15 protein-coding genes are annotated in these 16,180 nt (G+C 60.3%); 7 read left to right on the top strand and 8 right to left on the bottom strand.

The window, feature by feature from the left end; all coding sequences use genetic code 11:
* Positions 1–363 precede the first annotated feature (363 nt).
* Positions 364–1,761, top strand: coding sequence for an MATE family efflux transporter (locus SIAM614_RS03640; RefSeq protein ID WP_040439061.1), 1,398 nt, complete (start codon positions 364–366; stop codon positions 1,759–1,761).
* Positions 1,762–1,850: 89 nt separating this feature from the next.
* Here the strand turns inward: SIAM614_RS03640 and SIAM614_RS03635 are convergent, their stop codons facing one another.
* From SIAM614_RS03635 to SIAM614_RS03625, 3 genes are all read right to left on the bottom strand, one after another.
* Complete coding sequence (locus SIAM614_RS03635; RefSeq protein WP_006932172.1) at positions 1,851–2,942, bottom strand: 5-(carboxyamino)imidazole ribonucleotide synthase; 1,092 nt, start codon at positions 2,940–2,942, stop codon at positions 1,851–1,853.
* A 30-nt stretch (positions 2,943–2,972) separates the two neighbouring features.
* Complete coding sequence (purE, locus tag SIAM614_RS03630) at positions 2,973–3,461, bottom strand: 5-(carboxyamino)imidazole ribonucleotide mutase (protein WP_006932171.1); 489 nt, start codon at positions 3,459–3,461, stop codon at positions 2,973–2,975.
* 149 nt (positions 3,462–3,610) lie between these two features.
* Positions 3,611–3,817, bottom strand: a complete 207-nt coding sequence (locus tag SIAM614_RS03625) for a YdcH family protein (RefSeq protein WP_040439058.1) — start codon at positions 3,815–3,817, stop codon at positions 3,611–3,613.
* Positions 3,818–4,117: 300 nt separating this feature from the next.
* Here SIAM614_RS03625 and SIAM614_RS03620 point away from each other — a divergent pair, with 300 nt between their 5' ends.
* Complete coding sequence (locus SIAM614_RS03620; RefSeq protein WP_040439055.1) at positions 4,118–4,297, top strand: YdcH family protein; 180 nt, start codon at positions 4,118–4,120, stop codon at positions 4,295–4,297.
* A 57-nt stretch (positions 4,298–4,354) separates the two neighbouring features.
* On the opposite strand, the gene SIAM614_RS03615 is transcribed toward SIAM614_RS03620, so the two are convergent.
* Together SIAM614_RS03615 and SIAM614_RS03610 are read right to left on the bottom strand one after the other, a co-directional pair.
* Positions 4,355–5,995: an acyl-CoA synthetase gene (locus SIAM614_RS03615; RefSeq protein WP_006932165.1), complete on the bottom strand. Its 1,641-nt coding sequence runs from the start codon at positions 5,993–5,995 to the stop codon at positions 4,355–4,357.
* A gap of 196 nt (positions 5,996–6,191) precedes the next feature.
* Positions 6,192–6,956, bottom strand: coding sequence for a sulfite exporter TauE/SafE family protein (locus tag SIAM614_RS03610; protein ID WP_006932163.1), 765 nt, complete (start codon positions 6,954–6,956; stop codon positions 6,192–6,194).
* 185 nt (positions 6,957–7,141) lie between these two features.
* On the opposite strand from SIAM614_RS03610, the gene SIAM614_RS03605 reads away from it, so the two are divergent.
* Positions 7,142–9,049: a propionyl-CoA synthetase gene (locus SIAM614_RS03605; protein ID WP_006932162.1), complete on the top strand. Its 1,908-nt coding sequence runs from the start codon at positions 7,142–7,144 to the stop codon at positions 9,047–9,049.
* A gap of 134 nt (positions 9,050–9,183) precedes the next feature.
* Positions 9,184–9,975 carry an SDR family NAD(P)-dependent oxidoreductase gene (locus SIAM614_RS03600; protein WP_040439049.1) on the top strand — a complete coding sequence of 264 codons (792 nt, stop codon included), beginning with the start codon at positions 9,184–9,186 and terminating at the stop codon, positions 9,973–9,975.
* A 63-nt stretch (positions 9,976–10,038) separates the two neighbouring features.
* On the opposite strand, the gene SIAM614_RS03595 is transcribed toward SIAM614_RS03600, so the two are convergent.
* The gene (locus SIAM614_RS03595; RefSeq protein WP_006932160.1) at positions 10,039–11,847 is read right to left on the bottom strand and encodes an ABC transporter transmembrane domain-containing protein; all 1,809 of its coding nucleotides are present in this window, start codon (positions 11,845–11,847) and stop codon (positions 10,039–10,041) included.
* A gap of 320 nt (positions 11,848–12,167) precedes the next feature.
* Here SIAM614_RS03595 and rpmE point away from each other — a divergent pair, with 320 nt between their 5' ends.
* The gene (gene rpmE, locus SIAM614_RS03590; protein WP_006932159.1) at positions 12,168–12,392 is read left to right on the top strand and encodes a 50S ribosomal protein L31; all 225 of its coding nucleotides are present in this window, start codon (positions 12,168–12,170) and stop codon (positions 12,390–12,392) included.
* Between the two features lie 361 nt (positions 12,393–12,753).
* Here the strand turns inward: rpmE and rcdA are convergent, their stop codons facing one another.
* Together rcdA and SIAM614_RS31860 are read right to left on the bottom strand one after the other, a co-directional pair.
* Positions 12,754–13,293 (bottom strand): protease adaptor protein RcdA, encoded by a 540-nt coding sequence (gene rcdA, locus SIAM614_RS03585; protein WP_006932155.1) that lies wholly within the window; start codon positions 13,291–13,293, stop codon positions 12,754–12,756.
* A gap of 413 nt (positions 13,294–13,706) precedes the next feature.
* The gene (locus SIAM614_RS31860) at positions 13,707–13,904 is read right to left on the bottom strand and encodes a DUF1192 domain-containing protein (RefSeq protein ID WP_040439047.1); all 198 of its coding nucleotides are present in this window, start codon (positions 13,902–13,904) and stop codon (positions 13,707–13,709) included.
* 183 nt (positions 13,905–14,087) lie between these two features.
* Between SIAM614_RS31860 and SIAM614_RS03575 the strand changes: the two genes are divergently transcribed.
* The gene (locus SIAM614_RS03575; protein ID WP_006932151.1) at positions 14,088–15,092 is read left to right on the top strand and encodes an NAD(P)H-quinone oxidoreductase; all 1,005 of its coding nucleotides are present in this window, start codon (positions 14,088–14,090) and stop codon (positions 15,090–15,092) included.
* A 155-nt stretch (positions 15,093–15,247) separates the two neighbouring features.
* The gene (locus SIAM614_RS03570; RefSeq protein WP_006932149.1) at positions 15,248–15,988 is read left to right on the top strand and encodes a DUF1013 domain-containing protein; all 741 of its coding nucleotides are present in this window, start codon (positions 15,248–15,250) and stop codon (positions 15,986–15,988) included.
* Positions 15,989–16,180 lie beyond the last annotated feature (192 nt).

Genomic DNA, 16,180 nt, shown 5'->3' with positions numbered 1-16,180 from the left:
GCAAGAAGAACCATGATGGAAGCGAGGCTTCGCCAACGAACCTTACGGTGGTTTCAAAAACACATGCGTGTGCCCATCGGCGTACCGATCAGTCAAGCATCCACTTGTGTACAGAGACCTTATCGCCGCTGACGCGTCGCTCACTTTGGCGGGCTTAATACCAGAGCAAACCCCATGTGTCCACAGGCATTCGCAAAGAAACCCGCCAAAATCGGATTCCGGCGCCAAGGCCGGAGGGTGTCCCCAACCCGCAGAACAGGTGTGGACACGGCAGTGTATCACGACTAGAGGTGGATGTCTCACCCCGGTCAATCGAGCCTCGTACAAGAAGGTATGACCTTGCCCTCATTGTTGGAGGAAACAATGGCGCAGCACGCGTCAAGGGCTCCCGATTCGGACAAGAGCCAGTCCCTTTGGCGGAGCGACATTCAGCCGACTCTCTCTCTGGGCTTGCCGCTGGCCGGCGCTCAGTTGGCCCAGATGGCCATCAACACCACCGACGTTCTGATGATCGGACGTCTCGGTGCGCAGGAACTTGCTGCCTCGGTGCTGGCGTTCAATTTCTACATGCTGGTGTGGTTTTTCGGCATGGGCCTGCTGCAGGCGGTGATCCCGCTTGCCGCCCGCGCCCGCGGTCAGAAAAAACTGCGTGACCTGCGCCGTGCCGTGCGCATGGGGTTCTGGATTTCGGTCCTGTTCTGCATACCGGTCTGGGGCATCCTGCTGTTCATCGAGCCGATCCTGCTGCTGCTGGGACAGGAGCCGGAACTGGCCAGACTCGCGGGCGTCTATATGGCCTATCTGCAGTGGACCATGTTGCCTGCGCTGCTGATCATGGCCGTGCGCGGCTTCCTGACGGTGATGGAACGCACGCAGGTGGTGCTCTGGGCGACGATTGCCGGTGCCTTTGCGAACGCATTCCTGGATTATGTGCTGATTTTCGGCGAGTTCGGCTTTCCGCGCCTGGAACTGGTGGGGGCAGGGATTGCATCCGTCCTCAGCGCGACCACGACATTCCTGTTCCTGCTGGCCTATGCCGTGCTGCACCCCAAGCTGCGCCGCTACAACATTCTGGGCCGGATATGGCGGTCGGACTGGCCGGTCTTTTTCCAGATCGTCCGGCTGGGCACGCCGATTGCCCTGACCATCATTGCCGAAGGGTCTCTTTTCACGGCCTCATCGGTGATGATCGGCTGGCTGGGCACCTTGCCTCTGGCCGGCCACGGCATTGCGCTGCAGATCGCGTCCATCACGTTCATGGTGCCTGTCGGGCTGTCCGTGGCCGCCATGACCCGCGTCAGCCTCGCTTCAGGCCGGGACGACCACAAGGGTGTAGGCCGCGCCGGCTGGACGGCGCTGGTCGTCACCATGCTGTTCATGGGCTTCTTCGCCATCTTGTTCTGGTCGATCCCGGAGCAGCTCGTCGGCGCCTATCTTGATCTCAGTGACCCGGAAGCCAGGGAAGTGATGACCTATGGCGTCTCGTTCCTGACGGTGGCAGCGCTGTTCCAGCTCGCGGACGGTGGCCAGATTATCGGTGTCAACAACCTGCGCGGCCTGGGCGATACCACGATCCCGCTGTTCTATGCCCTCTTCGGCTACTGGGTCGTCGGCATCAGCCTGTCTCTGGGGCTGGGGTTTGTTGCCGGGTGGGGCGGGGTCGGCGTCTGGTGCGGTCTGGCAGGCGGTCTTGCGTCCGTTGCCGTGCTGGCGAACCTCCGCTTTGCACGGCGAGAGAAGCTGGGCCTCGTGCCGGGTTGAGCCGTTCCGTTTTGGCGGCGGCTCGGCGTCATGACAAAAGCCCCGGTTTTGAGGCCGGGGCTTTTGAGACACTTAATGGCTGATCCAGGTCAGGACTTTCCGGAAATCCGGTTGACGTGGCCCATCTTGCGGCCTTCCCGGGTTTCCGCCTTGCCGTAAAGATGCAGCCGGGCAGAAGGTTCCTTCAGAATATCCAGCCAGCCGTCGGCGTCAAAACCGATCAGATTTTCCATGACCGCATCCGAATGCCGCTCGGCGGAGCCGAGAGGCCAGCCGGCAACGGCGCGGATGTGCTGGTCGAACTGCGAGGTCAGGCAGGCGTCCTGCGTCCAGTGACCGGAATTGTGGACGCGCGGCGCGATCTCGTTGACCAGAAGCCTTTCGCCCGCTCCGTCGCGGACCAGGAACATCTCGACACCCATGACCCCGACATAATCGAGACCGGCGACGATCTGCCCGGCCATGGCACGTGCAGCCTCCATCGTTTCCTGAGAGACGCCGGCGGGAACGGTCGAGGTTTTCAGGATGTGATTCTCGTGGTGGTTCCGGGCAATGTCGTAGCAGGCAATGGCGCCGTCCAGGTCGCGGGCGACAATCACCGAGACTTCACATTCGAACCGGATCAGCGCTTCCAGCACCATGGGCACTGAGCCGAGCTTTTTGAAGGCGCCTTCGGCATCCTGGGGCTTGCGGATCATCTGCTGGCCCTTGCCGTCATAGCCGAACCGGCGCGTCTTCAGAACGCCCTGGCCACCAAACCGGGCAACGGCCGCGTCAAGCTCCTGCTGAGAGGTTATGTCGGCGAAGTCGGCAATGGCGACACCGGCCCCGGACAGAAACTGCTTCTCGAACAGCCGGTCCTGGGAGACTTCCAGCGCGCGCACGCCGGGGCGGACCGGAACCTTGGCGTCCAGATGCGCCGCGGTCGGGCCGGGCACGTTTTCAAATTCATAGGTGACGGCAGCGACCGAGGACGCGAAACGGTCGAGCGCATCGATGTCCTCATAGGGGGCAACCGTAAAGATGGCGCTGACATCGAAGGCGGGACTGTTCGGGTCCGGACAGAAGATATGTGTCTTGAGGCCAAGGCTGGCAGCCGATTGTGCCAGCATCCTGCCAAGCTGGCCTCCACCAAGGACGCCGATGGTGTCGCCTGGGCTCAAACGGGTTTTGGCGCTCATGATGTGGATCCTGCCCGCGGGGGTTCTGTGTCAGTCGTTGGAGGGTGTTTCGGCGACGGCTGCCGTGCGCTCGGCGCGGAAAGCGGTGAGCGCGGCATCGATTGCCGGATCGTGCAGCGCCAGAACGGCGGCTGCCAGAAGCGCGGCGTTGGTCGCACCGGCCTTGCCGATGGCCAGCGTGCCCACCGGAATGCCTGCGGGCATCTGCACGATGGACAATAGACTGTCCTCGCCCGAGAGCGCCTTGCTTTCAACCGGAACGCCGAAGACGGGAAGCGGTGTGAGGGCGGCGGTCATGCCGGGCAGATGGGCGGCGCCGCCTGCGCCTGCGATGATGATCTTGAAGCCTTCGGCCTTCGCACTCTTGGCGAAGTCGTACATCCTGTCCGGTGTGCGGTGTGCGGAGACGATGCGTGCCTCGTAGCTGACGCCCAGTTGGTCCAGTGTGTCGGTGGCGTGTTTCATAGTCGGCCAGTCCGACTGACTGCCCATGATGATGGCGACATCCGCTTTTGCCATAAAGTGCTCCAGTTTCCGGCAGGCTCAGAAGAGCCGCGGAGTATAGGCAGCGAGCCGCGCATCGCAAGCGCGAATCCGCCAGTACTGTGCCGGAAATTCACTTTCGGGGGAGGTGCCGCGGATGCGGGAGCTCTCGCGGCGGAAAAGGCTCAGGCGATGATGTCCGGAAAGAGTTGATCCTCAAGCGCCGTGATCCGGTCCTTGATCATCAGTTTCTTCTTTTTCAGCCGCTGCAGTTGCAAGGCATCTTGGTTCGAAGTTGAGGCAAGTGCCTCGACGGCCGCGTCAAGATCTCTGTGTTCCTGGCGAAGCTGCGCCAGTTGCATACGCAACGCATCACTATCCATCTGCGCCATCTATGTCCCCTAAACAGGAGATAAGTCCTAATCCATTTTGCCGATCACGGGCAAGCTATCATCTTCGGCCCGTCACGATTTCGTATGTTGAAAACTTGTGAACTGGCAAATTTTTCAAGGGTAATTTTCGTGAGTTTTCGGGGGCTTACTTGGGGGCGCATCTTTAAGGTTTCCTAAGGATACCTACGAGAATGCATAATTTGACGGCGAAATGCTCAAGGTATGCGGAATCAGCAATCGACAACGCCGGAATTCCTGTGGCACGATGAAAATGTTGAGCCAACAGACAGGAGGATATCCATGTCAATGCAGTCGCATCTCGCAGAACTTGAGCGCCGTCACGCGGAAATGGAACGCAAGATTGAAGACGCTCAGTTACATCCGAGTACAGACTCCCTGCAACTGGCTGACATGAAGCGTCAAAAGCTCAAGATCAAGGATGAGATTACGCGAATACGGGAAAACGAGACGCTCCATTAGGGGGCGTCGCCTTTAGTTCAAACGCCGCGCATTGCGCGGCGTTTTTGTTTTTGGCTCTTAAAGCGCCTTTGCCTGTTCCCGCAGAGCGAATTTCTGGATCTTGCCGGTGGAGGTCTTGGGCAATTCACAGAAGACGAGGGTTTTCGGTGCCTTGAAGCCGGCAAGGTGCTGCCTGCAGAAGGCGATCAGATCGGCTTCGCTCACCGTTGAGCCTTCCTTGAGTTCGACGAAGGCGCAAGGGGTTTCGCCCCATTTTTCATCCGGTTTGGCCACCACAGCTGCCGCCTGCACGTCGGCGTGCTTGTAGAGCACCTCTTCCACTTCGATGGACGAGATGTTTTCGCCGCCGGAGATGATGATGTCCTTGGAGCGGTCCTTCAACTGGACATAGCCGTCGGGATGCAGCACGCCGAGATCTCCGGAATGGAACCAGCCACCCTTGAAGGCCTTTTCGGTGGCTTCCGGGTTTTTCAGGTAGCCCTTCATGACGACGTTGCCACGGAACATGACCTCGCCAAGCGTCTCGCCATCGGCGGGCACCGGCTCCAGCGTTTCCGGGTCAAGCACCGTCAGGCCCTCCAGCGCGACATAGCGTACGCCCTGCCGCGCCTTCTTCTGCGCCTGCTCGTCCAGCGGCAGATCGTTCCATTCGAGCTTCCAGTCATTGACGACTGCCGGGCCGTAGACTTCGGTGAGGCCGTAAAGATGGGTGACGTTGAAGCCGGCGGTCTTCATGGCAGCCAGCACGCTTTCCGGCGGTGGAGCGGCGGCCGTGAAGAATTCCACTTCGCGGTCCAGATCGCGCTTGTGCTCGGGCGCGGCGTTGAGGAGCGTCGACATGATGATCGGCGCGCCGCACAGATGGGTGACGCCTTCCTCGGCGATCAGTTCCCACATGGTTTGCGGCCGGACCCAGCGCAGGCACACATGGGTGCCGGCAACGAGCGACAACGACCAGGGAAAGCACCAGCCGTTGCAGTGGAACATCGGCAAGGTCCACAGATAGACCGGATGCTTGGCCATGGAGGCCGTGATCACATTCGCCTGGGCCAGCAGATAGGCGCCGCGGTGGTGGTAGACCACGCCCTTGGGATTGCCTGTTGTGCCGGAGGTATAGTTGAGCGCGATCGCATCCCACTCGTCATCCGGAAGCGACCAGGCGAACTCCGGATCGCCTGATTGCAGAAACGCCTCATAGTCGAGGCTGCCGAGACGTTCGCCGTCCTGCGGAAACTGCGTGTCGGAAAAGTCGATCACGATCGGGGTTACCGCCGCCATCGACAGGGCTTCCTTGACGACCGGCGCATATTCGCGGTCGGTGATCAGCACCTTGCAATCGGCATGATCGAGCTGGAAGGCGATGATCGCGGCGTCCAGACGGGTGTTCATGGAATGCAGCACGGCGCCTGCCATCGGCACCCCGTAGTGGGCTTCCAGCATCGGCGGCACGTTGGACAGCATGACGCTGACCGTGTCGTTCTTGCCGATGCCAAGCCGCGTCAGTGCGGAGCCGAGCTGACGCGCACGCCGATAAAACGTCCGGTAGTCGGTCCGCTGACGGCCGTGTACGATCGCAATCGTGTCGGGAAAGACATCGGCCGCCCGTGCCAGAAAACTCAGCGGGCTGAGCGGTGCATAATTGGCGGTGTTCTTGTCGAGACCCTTTGTGAAGGGGTTGACGCTGGCATCCATGACCATCCTCCCTGAAGCATCCTGCCGGCACATGGAGCGCGGGATGCCGAAAATGTCCTGAGACCGGTCAGCCGCCCCTTTGCCGTGTGGGCGAGGTTCGGTGACCGGTTGATTTTGGCCGTATCAAAACCGGAAACGGTTTGCCGTGCAATTGATCATTGGCGGGGGTATCCCCTTTGACGATCCGCCGCGACCGCCGGGGTCAGGCAAGCAGGCCCATCAATCCGTCGTACGTCAGCTTGGCGCCAATCACGCCCATGAAGGTATAGATGATGGCGTAGAACATTTCCGCCTTGACGACGCGCACCAGCCAGACCCCGACAAGGGTCGCCACCAGTGCCACGGGAAACAGCAAGACGGAGGTCGACAGGTTGGTGGCGTCGAATTGTCCCAGCAGGAAATAGGGCACCAGCTTGATCGCGTTCACTGTGGCGAAAAAGATGACCGCCGTTCCGGCGAACATCAGCGGCGCCATGCGCAGGGGCAGCATGTACATCTGAAAGGGCGGGCCACCGGTGTGGCTGATGAAGCTGGTGAACCCTGCGATCGTACCCCAGAACGTGCCTTTCGCCCGGTTGTGGCCGCTGGCCGTGGTGACCTTGCGCTGCTTGAAGAGATAGTCGGCGACAAAGGCCAGCGACATGATGCCGATCAGGAAGATCACGAAGGCGTCGTTCACATAAGCGGCGGTGGCCCAGCCGATGCCGATGCCGATCACGGCGGCGGGCAGCAGAATGCTGAGGCTTTTCCAGTCCGCACGTCCGCGATAGGCGATCAGCGCGACGATGTCCATCACGATCAGGATCGGCAACATGATGCCGGCTGCCTGCAGCGGGGAAATGACCAGCGCCATGATCGGCACGCCAAGCATGGCAAACGTGCCGCCGAAGCCGCCTTTGGACAGGCCGACCAGAAAGACCGACGGAATGGCGGCCGCATAGAACCAGGGATCTGAAATTGGAATCATGTGCTGAGAAACGCGAGGAATAGAACGGACAGGACCGGCAGACAATCATGCCAGAGTGCTTACGTAAAGTCCCGAAGGCCGAATTGCCTAGAAGCGGAGGCTTGCAATTCCAGGTTCCCTTACAGCACTCTAGGCGGCAAAAGCCGGAGCTGCGTTTCCGGGCCTTTGTTTGGGAGGACATTGTCATGGCAAGCCGGTATCACGAGGTCTACCAGGGCTGGAAACACGACCCGCTCGGGTTCTGGAAGACAGCCGCTGAGGAAATAGACTGGGTCTCGACGGGGGAAAAGGTGTTCGATCCGGATCAGGGGCAATACGGCCGCTGGTTTCCGGACTGGGAGTGCAACACCTGCTACAATTGCCTGGATCGGCATGTGGAACATGGCCGTCCCGGCCAGCCGGCGCTCATTTACGACAGCCCGATTACCGGCCGGACGGCGAGCTACACCTATTCAGAGCTGCTGGAGGAAGTGGAGGCCATGGCGTGCGTGCTGGCCGACCACGGGCTGGTCAAGGGTGACCGGGCCATCATCTACATGCCGATGATCCCGCAGGCGGTGATGGCGATGCTGGCGTGCGCGCGTCTCGGCGTCATCCATTCCGTCGTCTTCGGCGGGTTCGCCGCCAACGAGCTGGCAACGCGAATCGACGATGCCACCCCGAAGGCGATCATCGCGGCCTCCTGCGGCATCGAGCCGGGCCGGGTCATTGCCTACAAACCGCTGATCGACCAGGCCATCAATATTGCCAGACACAAGCCGGAGAGCTGCCTCGTTTTCCAGCGTGAGGAACTGACAGCCGATCTGAAGCCGGGAAGGGACCATGACCTCGGCGCCCTTCAGGCAGAAGCTATCGTGGCCGGACGCAGGATTGCGCCGGTGACGGTCAAGGCAACCGACCCGCTCTATATCCTCTACACCTCCGGTACGACCGGCCAGCCCAAGGGTGTCGTCCGTGACAACGGCGGCCACATGGTGGCGCTGAAGTGGTCGATGGAGAACCTTTACGATATCCAGCCGGGTGAAGTGTTCTGGGCGGCGTCCGACGTCGGCTGGGTCGTCGGCCATTCCTACATCTGTTATGCGCCGCTGCTGCACGGCTGCACCACTATCGTCTTTGAAGGCAAACCGGTGGGGACGCCGGACGCAGGCACGTTCTGGCGGGTCATTTCCGACCACAACGTCGTGTCGCTGTTCACTGCGCCAACCGCATTCAGGGCGATTCGCAAGGAAGATCCGAACGGCGCACTCATTCAGCGTTACGATCTATCGCTGTTCCGGTCTCTGTTTCTTGCCGGCGAGCGTGCGGACCCGGAAACGGTCAACTGGGCCATCGATCAGTTGCAGGTGCCGGTGATCGACCACTGGTGGCAGACGGAAACCGGCTGGTGCATCGTCGGCAACCCGGTGGGCCTGGGCCAGTTGCCGGTCAAGCCGGGCTCGCCGACCGTGCCGATGCCCGGTTACGATGTTCAGGTGCTTGACGATGCCGGCCATCCGCTGGGGGCGAATACGCTCGGCAACATCGTGGTGCAGTTGCCGTTGCCTCCCGGCTCGTTGCCGACGCTCTGGAACGCGGACAAGCGATTCTTCGATGCCTATCTCGCCGAATTCCCCGGTTACTACAAGACCGCGGACGCGGGCATTATCGATGATGACGGCTATCTGTCGATCATGGCGCGGACGGATGACATCATCAACGTTGCCGGCCACCGCCTGTCGACAGGCGGGATGGAAGAGGTGCTGGCAACACACCCGGATGTCGCCGAATGCGCCGTCATTGGCATTGCCGACAAGCTGAAAGGCCAGCTTCCCTGCGGCTTCGTGGTGCTGAAGGCCGGTGTCGACCGGTCTCATGAGGAGATCGAGAAGGAACTCATCAAACTGGTGCGCGACAAGATCGGCCCGGTGGCGGCCTTCAAGATCGCAATCACGGTCGACCGGCTGCCGAAGACACGCTCCGGCAAGATCCTGCGCGGCACGATGCGCCAGATTGCCGATGGCGAAACCTGGAAAATGCCGGCGACGATCGACGATCCCGCCATCCTGGACGAGATCACCGAAGCGCTCAAAACGCATGGAATTTCCGTCTGAATTGGCCAGGTGACGTTGCTGGAGGGCAATAACAGCCATCGACATAGCCGTTTTTGCCACTTAAGGTCGGGCCGCCGCGAAGCGGCCCGCTTTTTTGCGTGTCAGATTTAAACTCAAGCAGCCGTGAGGTTTCCGTGTCTTTGGAAAATAAGGTCGCCATCATCACCGGGGCAGCCCGGGGGATCGGATTTGCAGTCGCCAAGCGTTTTGTCGCCGATGGCGCAAAGGTCGTGATTGCCGATGTAGATGACGAAGCCGGTGAAGCTGCGGCAGAAGATCTGAAGTCTCAGGGCGAGGCGATGTATATCCATTGCAACGTCGCCGAACGCCTGGATGTCCGCAATCTGGTTGCCGAGACGCTGAATGCCTATGGCGACATCGATGTGCTGGTGAATAACGCCGGCATCGTGGTCGGCGCGGATTTCCTCGACTTGGAAGAAGAAGATTTCGAGCGCGTCCTTTCAATCAATCTGAAAGGCGCTTTCCTCTGCTCACAGGCCGTTGCCCGCCACATGGTGGAAAAGGTGCAGAACGGCGGTGAGCCGGGCTGTATCGTCAACATGTCGTCGGTCAACTCGGTGCTCGCGATCCCGAACCAGATCCCCTACTGCGTTTCCAAGGGTGGCATGTCGCAGCTGACCAAGACGACGGCCCTGGCGCTCGCCCAATACGGCATCCGCGTCAACGCCATCGGGCCGGGCTCGATCATGACCGAGATGCTGGCGTCGGTGAACAGCGATCCGGCAGCGAAGAACCGCGTTCTGTCGCGGACACCGATGCTGCGTGTCGGTGAGCCGTCCGAAATCGCCAGCGTCGCGGCCTTCCTGGCCTCCAGCGATGCCAGCTATGTCACCGGCCAGACCATCTTTGCCGATGGCGGCCGCATGCCGCTCAACTACACGGTCGCCGTTCCCGACGACGCGTGATCGTTACAGGGTTTCATCGATAAGAAAGGGCGGCAATCGTGCCGCCCTTTTGCATTTGAGGCTCTATGCCGTTTCAGCTTCTTGCTCGGCGCCAAATTGCAGCCGGGCGAGTTTGGCATATAGACCTCCGGCGGCTGTCAGTTCGCCATGCGTCCCGGTTTCGACGATCCGGCCGTTTTCCATCACCACGATCCTGTCTGCCTTGAGCACGGTTGCCAGCCGGTGGGCGATGACCAGTGTGGTCCGGTTCTCCATCAGCCGGTCGAGGGCCTGCTGGACGAGGTTTTCGCTTTCCGCGTCCAGAGCGCTGGTGGCCTCATCAAGCAGCAGCACAGGAGCGTGTTTCAAGACGGCGCGGGCGATGGCAATGCGCTGGCGCTGGCCGCCGGACAGGGTAATGCCGCGTTCACCAACAAGCGTGTCGTAACCGTCCGTCATCTGCTCGATGAAGGGGGCGGCCAGGGCCGCTTCCGCTGCCGCGATCACGTCTTCGCGGCTGGCCTCCGGTCGGCCGTAAGCGATGTTTTCCGCAATGCTGGCGCCGAAGATGGCGGTGTCCTGAGGCACCAGCGCGATATGGCGGCGCAGGTCTTCCGGGTCGAGGTCGGGCAAGGCCGCGCCATTGAGACGGATCACACCCGAGACCGGATCGTAGAACCGCATCAGCAGGCTGAACAGGGTCGATTTGCCCGCGCCGGAAGGCCCGACCACGGCAACGGTCTCGCCGGGTGAGACGGTGAGGCTGAGGTCGCGAACGACGGGCATCTTTTCCGCGTTGCGATAGGCGAAGGATACGTTCTGGAAGACGATCTCGCCGCGCGGTGTCGCGGGCAGGCGGACGGGGTTCGCGGGCGCGGCAATTTCCGGCTGGATTTCCAGTAGCTCCGACAGGCGCTCGGCTGCCCCTGCTGCCTGTGAGAGTTCGCCCCAGACCTCGGAAAGGGCGGCCAGGGAACCGGCCGCCAGGATGGAATACAGCAGGAACTGGCTGAGTTCACCGCCGGTGATCCTGCCAGCAAAGACATCGCTGGCCCCGATCCACAGAACGGCGACGATGCTGGCCCCGATCACCATGATGGCGAAGCCGGTGAGCGCGGCGCGGGCGACGATTGCCTGACGTGCAGCCTGGAAGGCTTCGTTGACGGCATCGGAGTAGCGGCCTGCGCTGAGGCTTTCATGAGTGAAGGCCTGAAGTGTGCGGACCGAGCCCAGCATCTCGCTGGCATAGGCCGAGGCTTCTGCCAACGTGTCCTGCGCGAAGCGGGAGCGTTTGCGCACTTGCCGGCCGAAGCCGAGGATGGGAATGAGAATGACCGGGATTGCCGCCAGCACGATGACGGACAGGCGCGGACTGGTGACCACCATCATTACCGCAGCGCCCAGGAACATGATGAGGTTGCGCATGGCGAGCGATGCGCTGGAGCCGAAGGCCGCCTTGATCTGGGTGGTGTCGGCCGTCAGCCGCGAGAGGATTTCACCTGACTTGGCGCTGTCGTAAAACACCGGGCTGAGCCGGGTCATATGGGCAAAAACGTCGGATCGCACATCGGCAACCACACGTTCGCCAATCCACATCACCAGGAAATAGCGGACGGAACTGGCCGTTGCGAGCGCGCAGACCACACCGATCAGCACGGCGAAATAGGAATTGACCAGGGCGGGATCGTCTGCGCCGAAACCGAAGTCGATCATCCGGCGGACGGCCGCTGGCAGAATCAGCGTGATGACGGCGGCGGAAAACAGAGCTGCAACCGCTGCCGCGACCATGCCCTTGTGCCGGAAGAGATAGGGCAGCAGCCGGGTGAGCGGGCGAAGCGATCTGCGGGACTTTCCGGATGGGGACTGGGTTTCGTTGGCAGGGGCGTCGGCCACTGGGGTCTCCTTGTTGTTTCACCCCGTCTTAGCATGTTCCACACGGTGGACAATGACTTTGGACAAAGCCGTTCGAGAGCTTTGAAAGAGCTTTATCGGGCGAAAGCAGGGTATGATCGCAAGGGGCGGAAATCCTTTGCTGGACATAGCAGGAAATTGCGGGAATTTGCCCCTTGTCTTGGCCTCCACCATGAGGTATATCCCCGCCTCATGTTTCTGAGGGCGGCGTCCGCAACCGGATCGGCGGCCCCTCATTTCGTTTTGCGTTTGCTTGGCGGCTTTCCCGGAAGGTTGTCACAGGGCGCTTGAAAGGACCGGCCATGAAAGCGGATATTCATCCCGACTACCACACCATCAAGGTCGTCATGACCGATGGCACCGAATACACCACCCGCTCCACCTATGGTGCGGAAGGCGACACCCTGACGCTCGACATCGATCCGACGTCCCACCCGGCATGGACCGGTGGCGACCGTCAGCTGATGGACCGTGGCGGCCGCGTGTCCCGCTTCAAGAACAAGTTCGCTGGCTTCCTGGGCTCCTAAGCCTCCGCCACGACAGCTTCAAACGAAAGACCCGGCCTCTGGCCGGGTTTTTTGTGTTTGGGGCCGCAGGAAGCGCAGCAAGTATAGTGTCATCCTGGGCGAGTATCGCGGACCTGGGGGCTACTCGTTTCCAGAGAGCTGGCCAGAGACCTAGCTAGAGACCTGGCCAGAAAATTGGAGCGTGTTGACCTTCATCAGTAAACCTTGGCGCTTCGGTACTCGGCCTTGCGAGTAGGCTTCGGATCTACGCTTCGCTTCTCGGGGCGTCACCTATGGCTTTACTGACATCCTGCGCAGGCTCACCCAATACAAAAAAGCCGCCTTGCGGCGGCTTTTCGAATTCGAGAGCGGCTGAGCGGTCTTAGCCGAACTTGCCGAATGCTGCGTGCAGCTTGTCGATCTGGGATGCGACCGGGTTGTCGTTGGTGGCTTCCTCGACCTGCTCGGCGTCCTTGCGGTACAGCATCTTGTCGAGGTGGACGACGCGTTCCTGCAAGCGGGAGGAGCGCTCGACCAGTTCGCGCAGTGTCTCCGGCAGATCATTCCAGGTCGGGCCGCCTGCGGCGGTGGACAGCTTGTCGAGGCGAACCTTGTTCTTCTCGCTGCCGGCCTGCTCGCGGGACATTTCGCCCTCGTTGACGGCACGCTGCAACAGCAGCCAGGAGGCGAGCTGCATGAGCCGGGTTGTCAGGCGCATGGATTCAGTCGCATAGGCCAGAGAGGCGGGGCGCGGAAGCTGCTTGGCTTCTTCGCGACCGTTGCCATCCAGGTACATCGCGGTTTCCTCGACCAGCGACATGCCTTCCTGGAACAGGTTCTGGAAACTGTCGGAGCTGGCAAGATGATGCGCGATGTGAACTGCGCTGCCTGTTTCACCGGCTTTTTTGATGTCGTCCGTCATAGGATTGCTAAGCCTCAATTACTCTTCCGGTTATCCTGGCATCTCTTCTGGTCTGTCCCGGGATATGACATCCCGTTTCAGATGTTCCTTTTTGGAACGATGCAGGTCTTCATGGCCTGTATCCAGCAAAGCGCGTGCCAATCAGACAAGTAAACGGCCATTAACCAGAACATTGACAAGATACTATGAGGCGGCAGCAAAAAAAAGAGCCGCTTGGTTGCGGCTCTGAGTCTTTAACAGGGAGGCGTCAAACAGAGTGGACAGGAGCCACTCACATCCAGATGACTGGATACCTCTGTTTATAATTTGGAAAGATTAATAACAGGTAAACGAGTAAATTTTTACCTATCGGCATTACTGTAAGTGCGTGCCAGACAAGGACATAAACTCAATAACTGTAATAATTTACAGGATCACTTCTGGAAAATTGAGTTGGCGGCATCGCGAATAGTGCTGCGTTGCTCAAGCTCCTTCTGGGTACGGTTAATTTCCCCCCTCAGAGCTTCGATCCGTTCTTCCAGCTCCGTCTCGGAAAGGCGCGACAGATCTTCCCCAACGGCAACAGTGCCCGGTGGTGATTTATTGGGGAGATCTTCATCAAACAGGCTCATCAGTTTCCTCCACTGCGGCGCCAGGAAAGGGGCTGGCTGCGTTTCCGGCCGTGATTTCGAGTGGGGCCGGGCGGGTTGCCTCTCCGGGCCGTTTTCCTGCAAATAGACTGACACTCGGTTTACCATATGCCAGGCACAGTTGGCCTAGCCAGTCCCAATATGAACCAAAAAGGAAACGTCCCCATGCAGAATCTGCCGGATCGTATGACCGCGGTTGCCATTTCAGAGCCGGGGGAGCCGGACGTTCTGCGCGCTGAGGAGCGCTCCATTCCCGAATTGGGACAGGGTGAGATCCTGATCAAGGTGGCCGCCGCCGGCGTCAACCGTCCGGATGTCCTGCAGCGCAAGGGTGCCTATCCGCCGCCCAAGGGGGCGTCAGACCTGCCGGGGCTCGAAGTCTCGGGCGAAGTGGTCGCTCTTGGCGAGGGCGCCACGCGTCACAAGATCGGCGACAAGGTGATGGCACTGACGCCAGGTGGCGGTTATGCAACCTACTGCAAGGCTCCCGAAGGCCATGCCTTGCCTGTTCCCAAGGGGTTCTCCATGGTGGAGGCTGCAGCTGTTCCGGAAACTTTCTTCACCGTCTGGACGAATGTGTTCGATCGCTGCGGCCTGAAGAGCGGCGAGCGCTTCCTGGTGCATGGTGGGACGTCAGGCATCGGCACGACGGCGATCCAGCTCGCCAAGGCATTCGGCGCGGAAGTCTTCACCACCGTCGGGTCGGCTGAAAAGGTTGAAGCGGTGCGAAAGCTCGGCGCGGACCATGCCATCAACTATCGTGAGGAAGAGTTCGAAAAGGTGATCCTGGAGATCACCGGCGGCGAAGGCGTCAACGTTATCCTGGATATGGTCGGCGGAGACTACGTCGAGCGGAACTGGAAGGCGGCGGCCATTGAAGGGCGCATCTGCCAGATCGCGACGCTGAACGGCATTGCGGAGAACGTCAATTTCTCCCGCCTGATGGTCAAACGCCTGACCCATACCGGATCGACGCTGCGCCCGCGCAGCGATGCCTTCAAGACGGCGATCGGGGAAAGTCTCAAGGAAAAAGTCCTGCCTCTTCTCGAATCGGGAAAAGTCGCTCCGGTGATGGATTCCACCTATCCCTTGGCCGAGGCTGCCGAAGCCCATCGGCGCATGGAAGGCTCTGGTCATATTGGTAAAATCGTCCTGACAGTAGATGTCTGATGCCGCAGGGATACCCTTGTCCGAACGATTGTTACGCGAGTATTTGCGTTTCGGAGTTTTTCGACATATATTCCGCCCACTTTCCAGGAAACTGATCAAGGAACACCGCTTTTTCGCCCTGCCAGGCGAGGGAGCAGACGAGAGGAATTTATCTGATGGCGAACACGCCGCTTATGCCGAAGGCAACCGCCGTCTGGCTCGTGGACAATACCGCGCTGAGTTTCACTCAGATCGCCTCCTTCTGCAAACTGCATCCGCTTGAAGTGAAGGCCATTGCCGATGGCGAAGCCGCGCAGGGGATCAAGGGCCTTGACCCGATCCTGACCGGCCAGCTTTCCCGTGAAGAAGTCGAAAAGGCTCAGCGAGACCCGAACTATCAGCTTAAGCTGCAGGGATCGAAGGTGGTCGTGCCTGAATCCAAGCGCAAGGGACCGCGGTATACGCCTGTGTCCCGCCGTCAGGACCGTCCGAATGCGATCCTGTGGCTGGTGCGCAACCATCCGGAACTGAAGGACGCGCAGATCATGCGTCTTGTCGGCACCACCAAGCCGACGATTGCCGCCATCCGCGACCGGACTCACTGGAACTCCGCCAATCTGACACCGTCCGACCCGGTCACGCTGGGTCTGTGCAGCCAGCTCGAGCTGGACATGGAAGTCGAAAAGGCGGCGAAGAACGCTCCGTTGCCGACGGCAGGCGAACTGAACGAGACCCTGATGTCTGTCGAAGACAGCACCAGCGAAGACGCCATCGCGGCTGCTTTCTCGCTTGATCCGTCCAAGCCGATCCAGCGTGAGGAAGAAGAAGAAATCGACGCCGACGCCGTGTTCGCCAAACTGAACTCGCTGAAGAGCGAAGCTCAGGACGAAGACGAGGAAGACGACGAAAACCGCTGATCGCTTCCCGCTTTCAGCAGATTTTTAAACCGCCGGCTGGGATCAGCCGGCGGTTTTTGTTTGACCTGCCGGGCGTAGGTTTCCGGCTTGCCCGTCCAGCGTGTGGCGTGGCCGAAATTTCGTTGTGAGGCGTACCCAGATCATATGAAAACGCGTTGCCACGCTGAGGATCACACAATAGTCTTCCTGAAA

The organism is Roseibium aggregatum IAM 12614 (assembly GCF_000168975.1).
Lineage (GTDB): Bacteria > Pseudomonadota > Alphaproteobacteria > Rhizobiales > Stappiaceae > Roseibium > Roseibium aggregatum.
The sequence above is the reverse complement of the archived record's forward strand: the minus strand, read 5'-3'. Positions and strand labels throughout refer to the sequence as shown.

Excerpts from the sequence above, each read along its gene's own strand:
- SIAM614_RS03625 (WP_040439058.1), bottom strand. The coding sequence starts at position 3,817 with ATGGCGCAGATGGATAGTGATGCGTTGCGTATGCAACTGGCGCAGCTT.
- SIAM614_RS03610 (WP_006932163.1), bottom strand. The coding sequence starts at position 6,956 with ATGATTCCAATTTCAGATCCCTGGTTCTATGCGGCCGCCATTCCGTCG.
- rpmE (WP_006932159.1), top strand. The coding sequence starts at position 12,168 with ATGAAAGCGGATATTCATCCCGACTACCACACCATCAAGGTCGTCATG.
- SIAM614_RS03635 (WP_006932172.1), bottom strand. The coding sequence starts at position 2,942 with ATGAGCGCCAAAACCCGTTTGAGCCCAGGCGACACCATCGGCGTCCTT.
- SIAM614_RS03615 (WP_006932165.1), bottom strand. The coding sequence starts at position 5,995 with ATGGTCATGGATGCCAGCGTCAACCCCTTCACAAAGGGTCTCGACAAG.
- SIAM614_RS03640 (WP_040439061.1), top strand. The coding sequence starts at position 364 with ATGGCGCAGCACGCGTCAAGGGCTCCCGATTCGGACAAGAGCCAGTCC.
- SIAM614_RS31860 (WP_040439047.1), bottom strand. The coding sequence starts at position 13,904 with ATGAGCCTGTTTGATGAAGATCTCCCCAATAAATCACCACCGGGCACT.
- SIAM614_RS03570 (WP_006932149.1), top strand. The coding sequence starts at position 15,248 with ATGGCGAACACGCCGCTTATGCCGAAGGCAACCGCCGTCTGGCTCGTG.
- SIAM614_RS03575 (WP_006932151.1), top strand. The coding sequence starts at position 14,088 with ATGCAGAATCTGCCGGATCGTATGACCGCGGTTGCCATTTCAGAGCCG.
- SIAM614_RS03620 (WP_040439055.1), top strand. The coding sequence starts at position 4,118 with ATGTCAATGCAGTCGCATCTCGCAGAACTTGAGCGCCGTCACGCGGAA.
- purE (WP_006932171.1), bottom strand. The coding sequence starts at position 3,461 with ATGGCAAAAGCGGATGTCGCCATCATCATGGGCAGTCAGTCGGACTGG.
- rcdA (WP_006932155.1), bottom strand. The coding sequence starts at position 13,293 with ATGACGGACGACATCAAAAAAGCCGGTGAAACAGGCAGCGCAGTTCAC.
- SIAM614_RS03605 (WP_006932162.1), top strand. The coding sequence starts at position 7,142 with ATGGCAAGCCGGTATCACGAGGTCTACCAGGGCTGGAAACACGACCCG.